The sequence below is a fragment of the Phaeobacter sp. S60 genome, assembly GCF_000826845.1.
GTDB lineage: Bacteria > Pseudomonadota > Alphaproteobacteria > Rhodobacterales > Rhodobacteraceae > Phaeobacter > Phaeobacter piscinae.
In genome coordinates this window covers 74,162-93,353 of the sequence record NZ_JSWJ01000022.1, presented here as the reverse complement: position 1 = coordinate 93,353, position 19,192 = coordinate 74,162, and the positions used below count along the sequence as shown (strand labels likewise).

16 protein-coding genes are annotated in these 19,192 nt (G+C 62.7%); 3 read left to right on the top strand and 13 right to left on the bottom strand.

Annotation, left to right across the window (positions count from 1 at the left end; translation table 11 throughout):
- Positions 1-88 precede the first annotated feature (88 nt).
- The 8 genes from glmM to OO25_RS18675 all read right to left on the bottom strand — a co-directional run bounded on the left by glmM (position 89) and on the right by OO25_RS18675 (position 10,958).
- Positions 89-1,435: a phosphoglucosamine mutase gene (gene glmM, locus OO25_RS18710; RefSeq protein ID WP_040181956.1), complete on the bottom strand. Its 1,347-nt coding sequence runs from the start codon at positions 1,433-1,435 to the stop codon at positions 89-91.
- A gap of 22 nt (positions 1,436-1,457) precedes the next feature.
- Positions 1,458-2,453, bottom strand: coding sequence for a dihydropteroate synthase (folP, locus tag OO25_RS18705; protein ID WP_040172188.1), 996 nt, complete (start codon positions 2,451-2,453; stop codon positions 1,458-1,460).
- Entirely contained in the window at positions 2,450-3,370 is a 921-nt protein-coding gene (locus OO25_RS18700; protein WP_040181954.1) for a dihydroneopterin aldolase, read from the bottom strand. Before OO25_RS18700 ends, folP begins: the two co-directional genes overlap by 4 nt.
- A gap of 149 nt (positions 3,371-3,519) precedes the next feature.
- Positions 3,520-4,203: a cell wall hydrolase gene (locus OO25_RS18695; protein ID WP_040172181.1), complete on the bottom strand. Its 684-nt coding sequence runs from the start codon at positions 4,201-4,203 to the stop codon at positions 3,520-3,522.
- A gap of 135 nt (positions 4,204-4,338) precedes the next feature.
- Positions 4,339-6,918: a putative PEP-binding protein gene (locus OO25_RS18690; protein ID WP_040181964.1), complete on the bottom strand. Its 2,580-nt coding sequence runs from the start codon at positions 6,916-6,918 to the stop codon at positions 4,339-4,341.
- Between the two features lie 202 nt (positions 6,919-7,120).
- Entirely contained in the window at positions 7,121-9,385 is a 2,265-nt protein-coding gene (gene glyS / locus OO25_RS18685; RefSeq protein WP_040181953.1) for a glycine--tRNA ligase subunit beta, read from the bottom strand.
- Between the two features lie 76 nt (positions 9,386-9,461).
- Positions 9,462-9,995: a DUF6446 family protein gene (locus tag OO25_RS18680; RefSeq protein WP_040181951.1), complete on the bottom strand. Its 534-nt coding sequence runs from the start codon at positions 9,993-9,995 to the stop codon at positions 9,462-9,464.
- 33 nt (positions 9,996-10,028) lie between these two features.
- The gene (locus OO25_RS18675) at positions 10,029-10,958 is read right to left on the bottom strand and encodes a glycine--tRNA ligase subunit alpha (protein ID WP_040181950.1); all 930 of its coding nucleotides are present in this window, start codon (positions 10,956-10,958) and stop codon (positions 10,029-10,031) included.
- Between the two features lie 291 nt (positions 10,959-11,249).
- Here OO25_RS18675 and OO25_RS18670 point away from each other — a divergent pair, with 291 nt between their 5' ends.
- Positions 11,250-13,049, top strand: a complete 1,800-nt coding sequence (locus OO25_RS18670) for a serine protease (protein ID WP_040181948.1) — start codon at positions 11,250-11,252, stop codon at positions 13,047-13,049.
- A 109-nt stretch (positions 13,050-13,158) separates the two neighbouring features.
- Here OO25_RS18670 and OO25_RS18665 read toward each other — a convergent pair whose 3' ends face one another.
- The 4 genes from OO25_RS18665 to OO25_RS18650 all read right to left on the bottom strand — a co-directional run bounded on the left by OO25_RS18665 (position 13,159) and on the right by OO25_RS18650 (position 15,845).
- Entirely contained in the window at positions 13,159-13,800 is a 642-nt protein-coding gene (locus tag OO25_RS18665) for an SDR family oxidoreductase (protein ID WP_024098218.1), read from the bottom strand.
- A 13-nt stretch (positions 13,801-13,813) separates the two neighbouring features.
- On the bottom strand, positions 13,814-14,338 hold the full coding sequence (locus tag OO25_RS18660) for a DUF1178 family protein (protein WP_040181963.1): 525 nt from the start codon (positions 14,336-14,338) through the stop codon (positions 13,814-13,816).
- A gap of 122 nt (positions 14,339-14,460) precedes the next feature.
- Positions 14,461-15,252, bottom strand: a complete 792-nt coding sequence (locus OO25_RS18655; RefSeq protein WP_040181946.1) for an EcsC family protein — start codon at positions 15,250-15,252, stop codon at positions 14,461-14,463.
- Between the two features lie 83 nt (positions 15,253-15,335).
- On the bottom strand, positions 15,336-15,845 hold the full coding sequence (locus tag OO25_RS18650) for a GNAT family N-acetyltransferase (protein ID WP_040181945.1): 510 nt from the start codon (positions 15,843-15,845) through the stop codon (positions 15,336-15,338).
- Positions 15,846-16,055: 210 nt separating this feature from the next.
- Between OO25_RS18650 and OO25_RS18645 the strand changes: the two genes are divergently transcribed.
- Positions 16,056-16,661 carry a flavin reductase family protein gene (locus OO25_RS18645; RefSeq protein ID WP_040172160.1) on the top strand — a complete coding sequence of 202 codons (606 nt, stop codon included), beginning with the start codon at positions 16,056-16,058 and terminating at the stop codon, positions 16,659-16,661.
- 9 nt (positions 16,662-16,670) lie between these two features.
- Entirely contained in the window at positions 16,671-17,312 is a 642-nt protein-coding gene (locus tag OO25_RS18640) for a CatB-related O-acetyltransferase (protein ID WP_040181943.1), read from the top strand.
- Between the two features lie 129 nt (positions 17,313-17,441).
- Here OO25_RS18640 and OO25_RS18635 read toward each other — a convergent pair whose 3' ends face one another.
- Positions 17,442-19,082, bottom strand: a complete 1,641-nt coding sequence (locus OO25_RS18635) for a SulP family inorganic anion transporter (protein ID WP_040181941.1) — start codon at positions 19,080-19,082, stop codon at positions 17,442-17,444.
- Positions 19,083-19,192 lie beyond the last annotated feature (110 nt).

Sequence of the window (19,192 nt, the reverse complement as noted above, 5' to 3'; positions counted from 1 at the left end):
GATAGTCCACGAGATGGAAAACGCCCGCCAGCTGACATGTCAGCTGGCGGGCCATTTCTGTGTTTCATATCGCAATCCAGAGACCGCTTTAGGTCGCGACCGCTGCCTCAACCGCAGCGACCACACTATCCACCGTTGCCGTCAGCGTCTCGGCATCTTCGCACTCAGCCATGACCCTAACCAGCGGTTCAGTGCCTGATTTACGGATCAACAGACGCCCCTGTCCGGCCAGCGTTTCCTCTGCAACCTTGATCGCCGTCTGGACCTGATCGCTCTCCAGTGGCGTCTGACCGGCAGCAAAGCGGACGTTTTTCAACAGCTGCGGCACCGGCGTAAATTGCTGCGCAAGCTGAGAGGCCGGTTTATCGGCGCGCACCATCTCCGCCAGGAAATGCAGCCCGGCCATCAACCCGTCACCGGTGGTGGCATAATCCGTCATCACGATATGGCCGGATTGCTCACCGCCAAGGTTGAACCCACCGTCGCGCATCCGCTCCACCACATAGCGGTCGCCGACTGCCGTGCGCTGAAGGTCGATGCCCCGCGCCGCAAGATGTCGCTCCAGCCCAAGGTTCGACATGACGGTTGACACCAGCGCATTCCCCGCCAGCACACCGTCCTCAGCCCAGCGTGTTGCCAACAGCGCCATCAACTGATCGCCGTCGGCCACCTTGCCGGTCTCATCGATCAGGATCACCCGGTCCGCATCACCATCCAGACAGATGCCAACATGGGCACCATGGGCCACTACGGTCTCCGCCGCCGTGCCCGGATGGGTCGATCCGCAATCGCGGTTGATATTGGTGCCATCCGGTGAAACCCCCACCGGGATCACCTCCGCGCCCAGCTCCCACAGGATCTCTGGCGCGGCCCGGTGCGCCGCCCCATTGGCACAATCAATCACGACCTTCAGTCCATCGAGACGGATATCACGCGGCAGGGAGCTCTTGACCCGCTCACCATACCGAAACCGCGCATCATCAATCCGTTTGGCACGCCCGATGTTCTGTGCCTGCGCAGGCTCAACACCCGCTTCGATCAGGGCTTCCAGCTCCATCTCGACGGTGTCGGACAGTTTGAACCCATCGGGGCCGAAAAACTTGATGCCATTGTCCGCCGCCGGATTGTGGCTGGCAGAAATCATCACGCCCAGATCAGCCCGCATCGACCGTGTCATCAGGCCAACGGCCGGGGTCGGCACCGGGCCAAGCAACAGCACATTCATCCCGGTCGAGGTCAGCCCTGCCGTCAGCGCGCTTTCGAACATATAACCGGACAGGCGGGTATCCTTGCCAATCACGACCCGGTGCACACCGGAGGCATCGCGCCGGAAATACCGGCCCACGGCAGCGCCGATGCGCAGCGCCATATCTGCAGTCATCGGGTGGATATTGGCAGTGCCGCGCACGCCATCAGTGCCAAAGAATTTGCGCATATCAGCCCTTTCGGTCGGGGTCTTATCGGACGGCCTGCCACAGGCGAACCGCCTGCGCCGTCTCAGCAACATCATGCACCCGCAGGAATTGCACGCCTTGGGCCAGGGCTGCAAGCCCTACCGCGATGGAGCCAGGCGCACGGGCGGCGGCATCCGGCTCATGACCCAGTTTACCGATGAACCCCTTGCGAGAAACGCCCAGCAGAATCGGGCAGCCAAGGCTGTGAAACAGACTAAGGTTCCGCAACAGGGTCAGATTGTGCTCCAGCGTTTTGCCAAAGCCGATGCCGGGATCGATCACGATCTGCTCACGTACAACGCCGATATCCTCCAGCCGGTCAATCTGCGCCTTGAGGAAATCGTAAACGTCGAGCAACACGTTGTCATAGGCGGGACTGTCCTGCATCGTCGCGGGATCGCCCTGCGCATGCATGATACAGGCGGGGACCCCGGCCTGCGCTGTCAGTGGCGCCAGCGCCGGATCAAAGGTAAAGCCGGACACATCATTGGTGAGGCTCGCGCCAGCCTCCAGCGCCTCGGCCAGCACCACGGCCTTGCGGGTATCGATGGAAATCGGAACCTGCGACCCGGCACGGATCGCGGCAATCACCGGCGCGGTGCGGCGGATTTCCTCTTCCTCAGGCACCAGCTCGGCGCCGGGACGGGTGGATTCGCCGCCAACATCGATAATACTGGCCCCATCCGCCACCATCTGAAGCGCAGCCGCGCAGGCCGTGCCGACCTCATCATGCTGGCCGCCGTCGGAAAAACTGTCTGGCGTTACATTCAGAATGCCCATGATCTGTGGCTGGGTCATATCCAGCCCGGCAATCGTCGCCCGCCGTGCCGTCAGCCTGTGCCGCACATCCTCGGGCAGCAGCCCCGCAGGCATCAGCCGTGGCGGTGCGCCGCGGTCCAGCACTTCGACTTGGGTAAACCAAAGAGCGCCACTGATCAGCGACAATGCTCCCTCGGGGCGGTTTTCCCCGTGCTGAACCAGCGGCCGGTAATAACTCACAGTTGGGTCTGCTCCACATCCACAGCGCGCAGTGGCACCCCCGGATTGTCAGGCAGTGCAGCGCCAATCACGATCATTTCGCCAGCCTCGAATGTGGCAGCGAACCACGCAGCCAACGCCACCGCTTCCGAAGGCGCAGCCGAAGGGCCATCTACCGCATCCAAAACGATTTTTGACGGTGCCCAGACGCAAATCTGCCCGTTTTTCATGGCCCAGTCCAGCTCTGTCCGCGTGGAAACCACAACGCAGCGGTCATCCTTTGCGGCCAACCGCCAGGCGTTCTGTTCAATGGCCAGCAGATCAATCCGCCGCTGGGTCCATTTGTGACCCGTTTGCGGTGTTGCCAGCTCATGCGCGCCGACACAGAGGATCAGCGGACGCTGGCGGCACTGCATCTGGTCAATCCAACCACTCAACCCGTCGCTGTCGATGGCGCTGTTGGACAGATACATCAGCCGTGGGTGCGGGCGCTCTTCGCTGTCCACCTCGCTGGCAACCTGATCGCGCGCGCGCACAATCTCGACGCCCAGCGCGCCGGGGCCGCGATCCAGCTTTTCGATCCGCACAAAGGCGCGCACCGCCTGCGGTTCCAGAAGGATCCGCTCCGCAACCCGCTCCGCCAGGGTCTCCAGCAGGTTCAACCGCTCTTCCGACAATTCATGCGCGATCGCCTCAGTCACACGATCATAGGACAGGATGCGGTCGACATCATCGTCCAGATCCGCAGGCAGCGGCGCAATTTCGACAACCACGTTGAAGCAGATCCGCTGGGTCGTGCCGCGCTCCGCCTGAAAGGCGCCGATCTCGACCTCTACCGTATGATCTCGAAGCGAAATCCGGTCCAACGGTCCACGCGAAGCCGTGGCCTCCGACCGTTCCGAAGGGTGCGCAAATGCGAGACGAATTTCTGACGACATGACGAACGGGCCCCTGAACTGGCTATCTGGCGGTGAGGTTCCAGCATAAACATGCGGCGCCCGCATAACAGGCCTTCATGCGCCATACCAGTGGCCGAAAGCGGCGCTGCCGAGGTTTCCACCTCGGCAGTCAAGCCGCAAAACACGCCTTAGTTGTTCAGCGCGGTCCGGAACCGGTCATCCCGGTAGAACAGATGAACGCCGATCCGCGCGGTCTTGGTGAAGCTTTTGCTCCAGCGCGGGCGCACAGCCGTGGTGTGATAATAGGTGGCGCCATCGGTGATCCCGGTGGTTGCCCCGTCCATTACCAGACGCGCCACTTTTGAGACCCGCTCAAACGCCGTCTTTTCGCGGATCACTTCCTTGTGGCCATCACAGGTGTAGGTAAACTGGCACTGGTATTTGCGACCTGTGCCCTGATTGATCACCGCGCAGAGACTATTGGGAAACTGCGAGGATTTGACTCGGTTCATGATCACTTCGGCAACGGCAAACTGACCTTTCACAGTCTCGCCCCGCGCCTCAAAATAGAGCGCCTCAGCAAGACAGGCGAAATTATCGCCCCCTTTGGCGGCAGGAATGGTGTCCAACCAGGCCTTGGTGAATTTAACTTCGGTCGGCTTGGCCTTTTTGCCAGAGCGGTTGAAGTTGAAAAAATTGTTCAAACGCCCTGTTGGCACGGCGTTCAGGGTGGATTGCTCACGTTTGAACAGCGCGTCCAAACCGGAATCCGCATATACATCTTTGGCTGCTGCCAAGGCGGCAGCAAACACGGCAGCTACTGTCAGAATCTTCATCAGGGTATCCCCACTAGAAAGGTCGCGCACGGCCATCCCAACGTCACGCGATCGCACCTCCTAGTGGAAATCCCTGCAAACGTCCAGCGACGGGACAGCGCACCCCGCTGACCGCTGGGTAGGCGTCAATCCGCCCGCATATCCTGCGGCTGAGAAAGCCCCTTGTTTTCCTTAGGATTTTAAGGATTCGCGTGGAGATTTTCCGGTTTGGCTGGAAATCGCCAATTGCGCTGCAGCAAGCCGCGCCACAGGCACCCGGAACGGGGAACAGGAGACATAATCGAACCCTGCTTCGCGGCAAAACGCAATCGATTCGGGGTTGCCGCCATGCTCCCCACAGATCGACAGCGTGATATCCGGGTTTTCCGCCCGCCCCCGCTGCACCCCCAGTTTCAGCAGCTCGCCCACACCATCGGTGTCCAGCACGTGAAACGGATCCTCAGGGAAGACCCCCTGATTGACATAGGCCGACATGAATCGCCCGGCGTCATCGCGCGACATGCCGTAGGTCATCTGTGTCAGATCGTTGGTTCCGAAGCTCAAAAACGCGGTATGCGGTGAAATTTCACCGGCCCGCAGCGCCGCCCGTGGGGTCTCCACCATCACGCCAAGACGATAGGTGAAATCCTCACCCCGTTCGGCCTTCACTGCCAACGCCACCGCATCAATGCGCGCCTTCACCAGCTCAACCTCGCGCTTGGCAGAAACCAGCGGGATCATGATCTCCGGCACCACCGGATCACCTTCCTTGGAGGCATCAAGCGTTGCCTCAAAGATGGCGCGCGCCTGCATGTCGTAAATCTCCGGCACCGTCACCCCCAGCCGTACGCCGCGCAGGCCCAACATGGGGTTGTATTCTTCCATCTCTTCAACCCGCCGGGTCACATCGCTCACCGGGATGCCCAGCGCCTCAGACAGTTCACGCTGCCCGGATTTGGAGGTCGGCAGGAATTCATGCAAGGGCGGATCAAACAGCCGGATACAGACCGGCAACCCTTCCATGATGCGAAACAGCGCAAAGAAATCCTCCCGCTGCATCGGCAACAGCCGCGCCAGCACCGCCGCGCGGCCCTCCGAGGTCTCGGCAAAGATCATCTCGCGCATCACCGTCAACCGACCGGGATCAAAGAACATATGCTCAGTGCGGCACAGGCCGATCCCCTGCGCATTGAACTTGCGCGCGGTTTCGGCATCTTCCGGCGTATCCGCATTGGCGCGGATGCCAATGTCGCGCACCTCATCTGCCCAGGTCAGCAATGTCTGGAACGCCCCATCTTCCGCCGCCTCCAGCATCTCTGGCTGCCCGGCCAGAACCTCGCCGCTGCTGCCATCAATCGTGATGGTATCGCCACGCGTCAATACACGCCCGTCCGTCGCAACCAACTGTTTGCGTTTGCTGTGAAATTTGAGGTTGGAGGCGCCCACGATACAGGGCAGCCCCAGCCCCCGGCCAATCACCGCCGCATGGCTGGTGATGCCGCCCCGTTCCGTCAGCACCCCAACCGCGGCATGCATGCCGCGCACATCCTCGGGGGAGGTTTCGCGCCGCACCAGAATGCACGGTTCCCCCCGCGCCGCACTGGCCTGCGCCTCCGCCGCCGTAAACACCAGCCGCCCGGTGGCCGCACCGGGGCTGGCGGCAATGCCATGGCCAATCACGTCACGGGTCGCATCCGGAGCCACCTGGCGGTGCAGCAGCTCGGTCAAGATATGGGCATCCACCCGCATGATCGCTTCCGCTCGCGGGATGATACCATCCTCCGCCAGCGCCACCGCGATCCGCACCGCCGCTTGCGCCGACCGGGTGACGCGCACCCCGTCAAGGATATGCACCGCGCCGCTGACGATCACAAATTCCACCTGCATTTCCTCACGCAGGCGCTGCCGCATCAGCCGCGCATGGGATTTAAGATCAGCAAAGGCTTCCGGCGCAGAGTCCTCCAGCGAGGGCCCGCGCGGATCCCGCTCCAGAAACAGCGCCTCGGCCCCAGCCCCCAGCGCATCGCGCCCTTGGCTCTGGCTCAGGTAGCGCCCGGTGATCTGCGGCTGGCCGGTCTTGGTATTGACCAGCTGCAACACGCCCGAGCCGCATTCGCCCTGACCAAACCCCGGCACCATTTCCTGCACCACCAGCCCCAGCCCCGCATCCGCAGGCGCGCCCTTGGCCTGTCGCAACAACCGCGCCGAGGTGCCCTCCCAGGCCCGCGCCATGGAGCGCAGCACCGCCGCCAGTTGCTCCGCCGGGTCCTGCGGAAACGGCTCATCGGTCTCCGCCTCATAGGCATGCAGAACTTCACTCAGCGCATCCGGCCCGCCGTCCTCGACATCGTCAAACACATCCGGATCCAGCCGCGCCACATGCACCGCATAAGACTGCACAAACCGCAGATAGAGCGCCGCCGCGCCGTCACGCCCCAGACTGTCGCAAAGGTCAACATAGCGCGCGTCATTCATCCCGATGTTCAGGATTGCGCCAGGTCCGCCCCAATCCGGGTCCTGTGACGAGGGCCGCACACAAAGCAGCGCATCCGCTGGAAACGCCTCAACAATCGCCGCCATATCGGGCATATCGCCCTGGGCAATGCCATGCACCGCCTGAAACGACAACGCCACGGTCCGCGGCACCGGAAGATCCAGCCGCACCAGGCGCTGCAGGCATTTCGCCCGCCCGCCATGGGTGGAATTGGCAATAGGCGCCACCGGGGTGATCAACACCGAATCCGGTGCCTCTTTCTGTGGCGTCTGGGCCATGTCCTGATCATCTTTCTGCACTGCGGCGCCTTTCCTTTGCCATGCAGCATAGCCGCGTCCCCGGTTCCCGCAAGGAAAAGCACGGCCGCCACGCAGCAACCCCACGAAAAAGCAGAAAACCCGGCGCGCCCCTCAGGGCGCGCCGGGTTTTAAGACTGTCATTCATGCGACGGGTGCAGTCGCGCGGCCTGTTGCGGCGCCCTTAACCTTCGATGCGGCTCAGATCGGCAACCTGCCCGCAGACCTTGCGGATCTGGCTGAGGAGGTTCAGACGATTGCGGCGCACCACCTCATTGTCCGAATTCACCTGCACCGCCTCGAAAAACGCATCCACCGGTGCGCGCAGCGCCGCCATGCTGCCCATGGCAGCCGCGAAATCTTCGCCTTCGATGGCCGAAGATATCGCCCCCTCGCTGGTCGCCAGCGCATCAAACAGGGCAATCTCGCTGTCGTCCTCGGCGAATTTCTTGTCCGCGCCATAGGAATATTCGACGCCGTCCTTCTCCTCGGCCTGCGCCAGAATATTGTTGGCCCGCTTGAAGCCCTGCAACAGGTTGGGGCCATCTTCGGATTTCATAAAGTCTTCCAGCGCACGCGCCCGTTTCACCAGCAGCGTCAGATCGTCATTGCCCTCCATCGCGATACAGGCGTCGATCACATCATGGCGGATACCCTGATCGCGCAGGAAGACCTTGAGCCGATCGTGGAAGAAGGAGAGGAGGTTCTGGGACTTGGCTTCAATGAGTTCAGCCGTTTCAGCAAGAACCGACCCTTCACTTACATCTGGCTCGAAGGGATGCTGCTCACTTTCTTTTATTCTCTTTACAACGGCTTTGAAGGCAGCACCAAAAACTCCGTGTTCGGCAATTTCATTTAGGGTGCTCTCCAAAGTGAACAGGTCTTGCTCGTCTCCACTGGATTGCAACTCCTTAAGCACATACGACAATAGCTGGGCACCAATCACGGTGTCCAGGCCCATCCGCACATCATTCTCCAGCACCAGCCGGATCACACCCAGCGCGGCGCGGCGCAGGGCGAAGGGGTCTTTTGACCCGGTGGGCTTTTCATCAATCGCCCAGAAGCCTGTCAGTGTGTCCAGCTTGTCCGCCAGCGCCACGGCGACTGACACCGGCTCTGTCGGCACATCGTCGGACGGGCCAAGCGGCGAATAATGCGCTTCGCAGGCGTTGGCGACGTCCTGCGGCAGGCCAGCCGCCTCCGCGTAGTAGCGACCCATCAGGCCCTGCAGTTCCGGGAATTCATAAACCATTTCAGACGACAGGTCGGCCTTCGCCACCCGCGCCGCCTGCTCTGCCAGATCAGCATCCGCGCCAACCACCGGCGCGATTTCCCGCGCCAGTGCAGCGATGCGGTCAATCCGCGCCGCCTGCGTGCCCAGTTTGTTGTGGAAGGTGACATTGCCCAGCTTCGCGACCCAAGGCTCAAACCCGTGTTCGGTCACCGTGCGCAGATCGTTCTCCCAGAAGAACTTCGCATCCGCCAGACGCGCCGACAGCACCTTTTGATTGCCCGCCAGAATGGTCGCGCCATTGTCGGCGGTCTCGCGGTTGGCGACGGTGATAAATTTCTCGATCCGCCCGGTCTTGGGATTGCGTACGGAGAAGAACTTCTGGTGCTCTTTCATCGAGGTCTGCAGGACCTCCGGCGGCAGGGCCAGAAACTCATCGTCAATGGCGCCCATCAGCACCACCGGCCATTCCACCAGACCGGCGACCTCCGCCAGCAGCCCCTTGTCCTCGACCACCTCCAGACCGCTGGCAAAGGCCTGATTGGTGGCCTCCTGCCAGATCGCCGCTTCCCGCTCCGCCGGATCCAGCACCACATGGGCGCGCTTCAGCTTGGCGGCATAGTCATCAAACCCGGTGACGGTGATCTGATCGGGCGCCATGAAACGGTGGCCGTAGGTGGTGTTGCCTGTTGCAATGCCGTCGATATTCAGCGGCACCACCTCAGCGCCGTCTTCCTTCGACAGGATGCAGAGGATCGACTGCAGCGGGCGCACCCAGCGTAAAGTTCCGGTGCCCCAGCGCATCGATTTGGACCACGGGAAATTGCGGATGGTGTCTTCCAGCACCTCGGCAATGATCTCTGCCGCAGGGCGGCCCGGCTTTTCGATCAGCGCGAAATAGACCGCGCCCTTGGGGGTATCGCGCTCCTCCAGCTGGTCACGGGTCAGACCCGCCCCGCGCAGGAAACCTTCGATGGCCTTGTCCGGTGCGCCCACTTTCGGCCCTTTGCGCTCTTCGCGCACGGTTGGGGAATGCTCCAGCAGACCTTCCATGGCCAGCGTCAGACGACGCGGCGTCGACAGCGCATGAGCGCCGGCATAGGTCAGACCCGCCTCAACCAGACCATCGGTCATACGCTTTTTCAGATCCTCCGCCGCACGCGCCTGCATACGGGCCGGGATTTCCTCGGAAAACAGTTCAATCAGAAGATCAGGCATCAGATGTCCTTACGGATGGCCGCGCATCCGGGCGCAGCAATAAGAAGAGAAAGGGCAGACAGGGCGCAGGTGGTCATCAGTTCCCCTCGCCAGCCTCGGGCCGGGGCGGGCATTCCTCGCCCACAACGGTGCCGTCATAGGCTTTCTGGCCGCAGTCATTCAGCTCGTGCCAGACATAGCCGCGCCCGGCGTCGGTCACCGCCACGATCCGGTCCACGCCGTAGGAGATGTTCTTGACCGACAGGAAGCTCTCGGCGCGCCCCTCTGCCAGAGCTGCACCAATGGCTTCGGCATCAAAGCAGTCAAACCAACCCGGCGCATTGCGCGGCTCTTTTTGATCCGACAGCACAAACAGCTGCGCCAGCTCTTCGGGCTTCAGATCGGTGGCAAAACAGGCGCGGTAACGAATGGGAGAGCTTTCGGCGTCAATCGCCTCAAACCCGCTGTAACGGATCGGCAACGGCTCTCCATCGCCAAGCGGCACCAACATCACATCGCGGCCCGGCTGCAGCGCGACGTCCTCGTAGAACCCATAGACCTGAAGGTAATACATCGCCGCCCCGGCCACGAGACCAGAGAGGATCAGGATCAGCGAAAGGAACTTGCCCATATCCGTGGACTCCTCGTGAAAGCGCGGCGCGGCTTACGCCGCGTGGCCGCCGGCTTCGGTCTGCACAAAGGCGTCGGCGCATTGTTTGGCCAGCGCCCGCACCCGACCGATATAGGCCTGACGTTCGGTCACCGAAATCACCCCGCGCGCATCCAGCAGGTTGAAGACATGGCTGGCCTTGATGCATTGGTCATACGCGGGATGCGCCATGACGATGCGTTTGCCGGTCTTGGGGTCGATATGCTCCTGCGCCAGTATGGCGGCGCATTCGGCTTCGGCCTCCTCAAAATGGCGCAGCAGGACTTCGGTGTTGGCCACGTCAAAGTTCCAGCGCGCATATTCTTCCTCGGTCTGCTTGAACACATCGCCATAGGACAGCGGGATCATCGTATCCGGGTCGTTGAACGGCATGTCCATCACGTGATCAACGCCGAGGATATACATCGCCAGACGTTCCAGACCATAGGTCAACTCACCCGATACAGGATGGCAGTCGTGGCCGCCAACCTGCTGAAAATACGTGAACTGCGAAACTTCCATGCCGTCGCACCAGACTTCCCAGCCCAGACCCCAGGCGCCCAGCGTCGGGCTTTCCCAGTCGTCCTCGACGAAACGGATGTCGTGCATCTCCATATCGACACCGATCGCTTCCAGCGAGCCGAGATACAGCTCCTGCAGGTTCGGCGGTGACGGTTTGATCAGCACCTGATACTGGTAATAGTGCTGCAACCGGTTGGGGTTTTCACCATAGCGCCCGTCCGTCGGGCGGCGCGAGGGCTGCACATAGGCCGCGGCCCAGGCCTTGGTGCCAAGCGCACGCAGCGTTGTCGCCGGGTGAAAGGTACCGGCACCCACCTCCATGTCGTAGGGCTGCAGAATGGCGCAGCCTTTGGAAGCCCAGTAGGTCTGAAGCCTCAGGATGATCTCTTGGAATGAGCGCGGGGCGCCTTTGGTGTCGGTCATGTTTCTTCCCTATGGGGGCAGCAAATCCGGGGTTCTTCCTATGCAAGCCCCGGCCTAGGGTCAACGGCGCATCGCGGCACAGGCCCGTGCAACCGCCCCGAAGCGCCCCCACTGGCCCGCTTACCCCCGTCAGCGGCCAGTCTGACCATCGGCAAACGCCCGTCAGGCCAGCGTCAAAGCCCGAATTTGGCATCAGCGCCCCGGTTTTCCCCCTGCGAAGAGGAGTTCCCTTCGCGCCGCGAAAGTGATTATGTGCGCGCCAACGACCGATCACCCGATAGAGGCCTTTTGATGAAGACTTTGATTGCTACGCTGGCACTGTCCCTGATGGCGCTGGCATCCGCCTTTTCAGGCGTTGCCACAGCCCAGACCAGCCCCCAACAATCCGCACAGGACACCGTCTGGATCCAAATCGCCGCCCGCGCCTCGCTGCGCGAAGCCCAGGCCGAGGCGCAAGAGTTTGCCGCCCGCCTGCCCGATGTCTCCGGTTTCGCACTCGGCGGTGGCTGGTACGGTATCGTGCTTGGCCCTTATGCGCGCAACGATGCGGATCGGGTGTTGCAGGTCTACCGCGCCGAACGTCAGATCCCGCGCGACAGTTTCATCGCTTTTGGCCGCAACCTTGGCAATCAGTTCTACCCGACAGCCGCCAGCGCAAATACTGAAACGCAGCCCACCGTCGAAAGCCCGGTTCTGGAACCCATCGACCCCGCAGTGGTGACCGAGGCGCCAGCAGACCCGGCAGCCTCCGCCCAGACACTGCTGCCTGATGAAACCCCCGCCGAGGCCCGCCGCAGCGAATCCCGCCTCACCCGCGAAGAGCGCAAGGATCTGCAGATCGCGCTGAAGGCGGCCGGGTTCTACACCTCCACCATCGATGGGGCCTTTGGTCGTGGCACCCGTGGGTCCATGTCGGACTGGCAGTCGGCGCGTGGCTATGCGCCCACCGGTGTGCTGACCACCGCCCAGCGTCAGGCCCTGATGGATGAATACAACGCGCCGCTGATCTCCGTCGGTATGGCCCCGCTTACGGATACAAAGGCCGGGATCGCGCTAAACATCCCTGCTGGTGAGGTCACCTTTGACCGTTATGAATCACCCTTCGCCCTGTTCAAGAGCAGCGGTGATCTCGGCGCGCAGGTCCTCCTGATCAGCCAGCCCGGCGACAAACGCACGCTCTATGGTCTTTATGACATCATGCAGACGCTGAAGATCGTGCCGCTGGAAGGCCCGCGCCAGCGCAGCGGCAACAGCTTCACCCTTGAAGGGCGTGGCAATGGTATCGTCTCCTACACCGAGGCCCGGCTCGCCAACGGGGAGATCAAAGGCTTCACGCTGGTCTGGCCGATGGGCGATGATGATCGCCGTGCCCGCGTGCTGGCCGAGATGCAAAACAGCTTCGAACGCATTGATGGCGTGCTTGACCCCGCCGCCGGGGCCGATGCACCACAGAATGTCGATCTGGTCTCCGGTCTCGACGTGCGCAAACCGCGCCTGTCGCGCTCGGGCTTCTATGTCGATGCCAAGGGCAGCGTTGTGACCACCTCTGATGTGGTTGCGGGCTGCGCCCGGGTTACGCTGGATCACGAATATCAGGCCGAGGTTGCCTTCAACGACAGTGCCGCGGGGATTGCCGTGTTGCGCCCGGTTGAGCCGCTCGCTCCGATGGCCGTTGCCGCTCTCGCCAGCGCCTCCGCGCGCCTCCAGTCCGATATCGCCGTGTCCGGTTTCTCCTATGAGGGCGTTCTGGGCGCTCCCAGCCTCAGCTGGGGCAGCCTGCAGGATGTGAAAGACCTCAGCGGCAACACAGGTGTCTCGCGTCTGCAACTGACCAGCCAGCCAGGCGATGCAGGCGGTCCGGTGCTGACCACTGATGGCGCCGTCCAAGGCATGTTGCTGAGCCAGAGCAAAGGCGCCACGCAGCTGCCCGACGGCGTCAGCTTCGCCGCCAACGCCGATAGTCTGCGCAGCGCGCTGAGCAGCGCCGGGGTGACCGTCACAGACGCCAGCGCCGGGGCCACGGCCCTGCCCGTTGGCGCCCTCACCCGTCAGGCCAGCGGTATGACCGTATTGGTCAGCTGCTGGGAGTGATCAGCCGCTGCCATGGCACTCCAAAAAATCAACAAAGGCCGGAGCACATCTGCTCCGGCCTTTTTTCATATATCCAGATACGCCTGCGCAACGGCGTATGAAGCGTGGCTCAATAGGCGTGGATACGCCCGTCCCAGGTGTGAAAACAGCCGGTGGTTTCCGTGCTCAGCACATCAAATTCATGCATCAGCCCAGCCACGGATTCCTGCACCGAGATATCGCCCTCATCGCCGCCCATATCGGTGCGCACCCAGCCGGGATGATAAATCCCGACGGCAATTCCTTCGGGCAGCAGATCAGTGGCCAGATTGCGCCCGATGTTCAGCGCCGCCGCCTTTGAGGCGCGATAGGCATAGCTGCCGCCGGGCGCGCGGGCGTGGCTCGCCATCTGCGAGGAAATGATCGCGATCTTCGGATCCGCCGCCAACCGCAGGTTCGGCAACAGCGCCTGCACCGTCAGGAAGACACCGGTGACATTGGCCGCCAGCGTCTTGCCCCAAACCTCAGCCGAGTAATCCTCCAGCGCCATCGATTTATCGAGGTAGACCCCGGCATTGCAGACCAGAAGATCCACCGGACGCCCCTTCAGCTGCGCGGCAAACCGCGCCTGCTGACCGGGATCAGTCACATCCAGTCGCACACCAGAGGAATGATCGCGCGAGGTGCCGGTCACCTCGTGCCCCTCCTCCCGCAGCTTGGCCACCAATTCACGGCCAATGCCCCGGCTGGTTCCTGTCACGACGACATGCATAAACGGTCTTCCTTCAATTGGTTTTTCTATTGGGCAGGAAAGGCAGCGGCAGCACCGGCACGCCCTCCTCGATCAGCGCCTTTGCCTCTTCCGGCTTGGCCTCACCGTGGATCGCCCGCTCTGGTGTGTCGCCCAAATGCATGGCGCGCGCCTCACTGGCAAAATCCTTACCGACGTAATCTGAATTTGTCTCGACCTTGCGCCGCAGCTCGGCCACTGCCGCCTCCAACTCTCCCGACGGGGTGCTCAGCGCGCCTGCTCCAGGTGCCACCGCCGCCGGTGGGCGTGACGGCGCAGCGGTGGCTGGCGACGTCTTGGCGGGCGTAGCCGCATTGCTCAGCTCGGCCTCCCCGACTGGGGACACGGCCTTGCGACCGGGGCGCACCCGCGGCGCCATGATCGCCTTTTCAACCTGACTGGAGCCGCAATGCGCGCAGGACACCATCCCTGCCGCTGCCAACTTGTCAAAAGCGGCAGCCGACTGGAACCAGCTGTCAAAACGATGCCCTTCGGCGCATTTCAGAGCGTATTGTATCATCACCATCACTCTTATCAGGAGGGGATGATTAAATCTTCAATCCCCTGAAGTGCAAGGGCAGAAGCGCCCGCGCCACAGTTCACGTCACATCGGTGCCGCAGGTTCGGGCCGCGATGAACGATCTAACGCGGAGCCAGCAGCCGGTCCTGCAACCGCGCAACCAGAACCTCATGCGGCTGATCCGCCGCAACAGCAAGCCGGCGCAACCCGAAATGCACCCGCGCCATTTCCTGATAGTAGCCCGCGTAGACAAAATTGGTCGTGGCCCCGGCAACAGCCCCCAACACCGGCACGGTCTGCGCCGCCAGCTTCTGGCCCAGCACCACACTGAGCCGGGGCGCCACCTGGGCAATCAGCTTTTGCACCGCGCCGCCGGTCAGCCCCAGCCGCAGCGACAGAAACCCCAGGTCAGCGCCGTCATCCGCCGCCAGCGGCCCCGCTGAGGCAAACACCCGGATACAGTCAAAGCGCACGCCATCTGCCTCGGGGTCAAAACCTTCTTCGGCGGCCACCCCCTGTATGCTGCGCAACAGGAAAGCCGTTGTCGCAGGCAGCTCCACCAGCGCGCCCGGCAAACCGCCCATCCCCCCCGCAGCGCCCATCGCAGCACTCACCGCGCGATTGACACCGGAGGGCTGATCCGGCAGCACCCGCCGAGACCCGCTGGCCCCCTGCATCGCCAATTGCAGCGCCTGCTCGGTGGCACCGTCTAACCGGCTCCGCACCGGGGCGGGCAGTTTATCCAAAAGCCCGTCGACAGAGCCGCCCAGAAGGTTCAGGGTCTGGATCCCAAGCCCACCGGCCGCGCGATAACGCTCCGCCAACGCCGTCAGCTCCGCCTCCACGGCGGCAGCGTCCAGCTGCTTGGTCAGGTCTGTATTTAGGGCCGTATCAGGGGTCAGGATCTCACTCATAGCGCACCTCTTGTTGCAGAAAATGTTTGTATTCCCGCCCCGTATTTCAAGATAGCAGCCGTTCGCCGCCGCCACCGAACCCCTCAGCCCGGCGTCTGCGACCCGCTCCAGCGCAGCACCTGACCGCGCACATTCGCCCAGCTTTCAGGCACCAGTTCCAGCCCCAGCACCCGGTCCGGGTTTGTCGGCGGCGGCATGTCGACCCCGCACAATGGGGTGAAGCCGAAGCGGACATAATACGGCGCGTCCCCGACCAGCAAGACCCGGCTCCAGCCACGCTCTGCCGCCTTGGCAAGGCTGTCGCGGATCAACGCACCCCCCAGCCCCTCCCCCTGATGGGTCGGGTGAACGGCCACCGGCCCCAGCAGCAGCGCAGGCCATGCCGCATCGCCGATCCGCACTGGCCAGAACCGGATCGCCCCGGCCAGAATGCCGCCCTCGTCCCGCGCCACCTGGCTCAACCCGTTGACCGGCGGCACGGCTTCGCGCAGGCGATAAGACGACAGCGCCTCGCGCCCCGGCGCAAAGCACAGATCGTAAAGCGCCTCGACCTCCCACCGGTCCTCGGGCTGCTCTGCCTTCAATTCAATCACGCCGCCCTGCCTCCACGCCCGTCGCCGTCCCTGCCGACACGGATCGTGACTGTCGCACCTGCGGGCTTTGTCCCACAGCGCGCGGCAATCTCTCCCGGCAGGCTGGTCATCGGCCTAACACGGGCGTAAGCCTTGGGCAAACCCCGGCGACCGGATCCGCGAGCAAAACCAGCGCGCTACCGCCTTCGCCCAGTCATTGGAGACCCGCAGATGTTCTACCGCCCAGAAGATGGCCACGGCCTGCCGCACAACCCGTTCAACGCCATTGTAACCCCACGCCCCATCGGCTGGATCTCGTCACGCGGAGCGGACGGCGGCAACAATCTCGCGCCCTATTCCTTTTTCAACGCGGTCGCCTATGAACCGCCGCAGGTGATGTTCGCCTCCACCTCCGCCAAGGCAGATCGCGACGGCACCAAGGACAGCGTCGCCAATATCGAGGAGACCGGCGTGTTCTGCGTCAATGTGGTGTCTTATGCGCTGCGGGATGCGATGAACGCCAGCTCCGCACCGCTGCCAAAGGACATCAATGAGTTCGAACATGCAGGGCTTGAGATGGCCGATTGCGAGACCATCAGCTGTGGCCGCGTCGCCGCCGCCCCCGCCGCGCTGGAATGCAAACTGACCCAGATCGTGACCCTGCCCGGCGCTGCCAACAAGGTGGTCTTCGGCGAGGTGGTCGGCGTCCATCTGGATGACAGCTGTCTTAACGACGGCACCTTTGATGTCACCCGGTTCCAGCCGCTGGCACGCCTTGGCTATCGCGACTACTCTGTTGTCCGAGATCTCTTCTCCCTCACCCGCCCCGACCAATGAGGCCCTGCAATGCCCCTTCCCGATCCAAGGCGCCGCAATCCCATTACCCTGCCCGACGGCACCGCGCACGCAGGCACCGTGATGCTGGCCGAAGCGATTGACCACCCGAATTTCACCATCGGTGCCTATACCTATGCCTCCGCCTTTGAGCCGCCATCGGACTGGGCCAGCCGCTTGGCTCCCTATCTTTTTGCCGGATCCCGCGAACGGGTGGTGATTGGCAAGTTCTGCCAGATCGCCGACAGCGTGCGCTTCATCACCGCCTCCGCCAATCACGCGCAGGATGGCCTCAGCTGCTATCCTTTTCCGGTGTTTGACCAGACCCAGATGGCGGGGTTTCAACCCGATACCCGCGATACTATCGTGGGCAATGACGTCTGGATCGGCTATGGCGCGATGATCCTGCCCGGTGCAAAAATCGGCGATGGGGCGATCATTGGCGCAGGCGCGGTGGTGCGCGGCTCCATCCCGCCCTATGCCATCGCCACCGGAAATCCCGCCGCCACCGTAAGGCACCGGTTTTCCAAGCCGCAGATTGCTCGGCTTCTGGCTTTGAAGTGGTGGGATTGGCCAGCCGATCTGATCAGCCGCGCAGAACCGGCCCTGCTGGCCGGGGATCTCGACATGCTGGAGGCTCTAGCCCCGGATTGAACCGGGATCGAAGCCGGATTGAACCAGGGCTGATCCCGGATCAGCCACCCAGCCGGAACACCCCCCGAAAACGACAAAACCCGCGCCCCCTTGGGGCCGCGGGTTTTGTTTTTGCCAATCCGGCGCGCGTCAGTGGCCGCCCAGGATCCCGGTCTTGACCGAGTAATCGACCGCAACCTGATAGTCCGGGTCGTCATCGCTATCGACCATCAGATGGCCCGCCCTAGTCAACAACTGATGACAGTCGCGGCTCAGGTGGCGCAGCACCACAGCCTTGCCCTCGGCCTCATACTTACCCGCCAGCGTCTCGATCGCCTGCAAGGCGGATTGGTCCACCACACGGCTGCGGGCAAAATCCACGATCACGTGATCCGGGTCATTCGCCACGTCAAACAGCTCAATGAACCCATCGGTGGAGCCAAAGAACAGCGGCCCTTCGATCTCATAAACCTTGGCGCCCTTGTCGCTTTCGGACTCGCGGGTATAGGCGTGGATGCGGCGCGCATTGTTCCAGGCATAGGCCAGCGCCGAGACGATCACACCGACAACCACCGCAATCGCAAGGTCGGTCATCACCGTCACCACGGTCACCAGCACGATGACAAAGGCATCCATCAAGGGCACTTTGGTCATCACCTTGAAGCTGTTCCAGGCAAAGGTACCGATCACCACCATGAACATCACGCCCACCAGTGCGGCCAGCGGGATCTGTTCAATCAGCGGTGAGGCCACAACGATGAACGCCAGCAGGAACAGCGCCGCGGCAATGCCCGCAATCCGCGTCCGGCCACCGGATTTCACATTGATCATCGACTGGCCGATCATCGCACAGCCGCCCATGCCGCCAAAGAAGCCTGTGACCACATTGGACGCGCCCTGCGCAATGCACTCCTGACTGGCCCCGCCGCGCTTGCCGGTGATCTCGCCCACCAGGTTCAGCGTCAGCAGGCTTTCGATCAGACCAATCGCCGCCAGAATGACCGCATAGGGCAGGATGATCCACAGCGTCTCCAGCGTGAAGGGCGCAAGGGCGGTGCCATAAAGCCCCTCACCCGTGCCAAACGGATTGTGGAAAGACGGGAAACCACCTTTGATGGACGCCATGTCGCCAACGGTCGGCACATTGATCCCAAAAGCAATCACCAGCGCCGCCACAATGCCAATCCCCGCCAGCGGTGCCGGGATGATTGCGGTGATCTTGGGCGTGCCCCAGATGATCAGCATGGTCAGCCCCACCAGTCCCAGCATCATCATCAGCTGCGGACCCGCCAGCCAGGCCTCAGTGTTGCTCGGATCCTTGAACTGCGTCAGCTGCGCCAGGAAGATCACAATCGCCAGACCGTTCACAAAGCCCAGCATCACCGGATGCGGCACCAGCCGGATGAACTTGCCCCAATGCATGACACCGGCGATGATCTGCAGGATCCCCATCAGCACCACGGTGGCAAAGAGGTATTCAACCCCGTGCTGTGCGACCAGCGCCACCATGACCACCGCCAAGGCGCCCGTCGCACCGGAGATCATGCCCGGTCGGCCGCCGAACACCGCGGTGATCAACCCCACCATAAAGGCCGCATAAAGCCCCACCAGCGGATGCACCCCGGCGACAAAGGCAAAGGCCACCGCCTCCGGCACCAGCGCCAGCGCCACGGTCAGGCCGGACAGCAGCTCCGTGCGCACGCGGGAGACCGTAAAGCCCTCATCCTGCATGATGGAAAGATTGGGCGGTGAAATCTGCTTGGCGAGCGTCGCCATAATGCCGCGTGTCATGGGGTCACCTGTGATCGGGAAAGGGTCATGTTAGCGCCGCCCCTAGCGGAATTCCGCCATTGGGGCAAGGGCACGGCCCTTTGCGCCGCTTTCCATGAGGCCCAACCGCT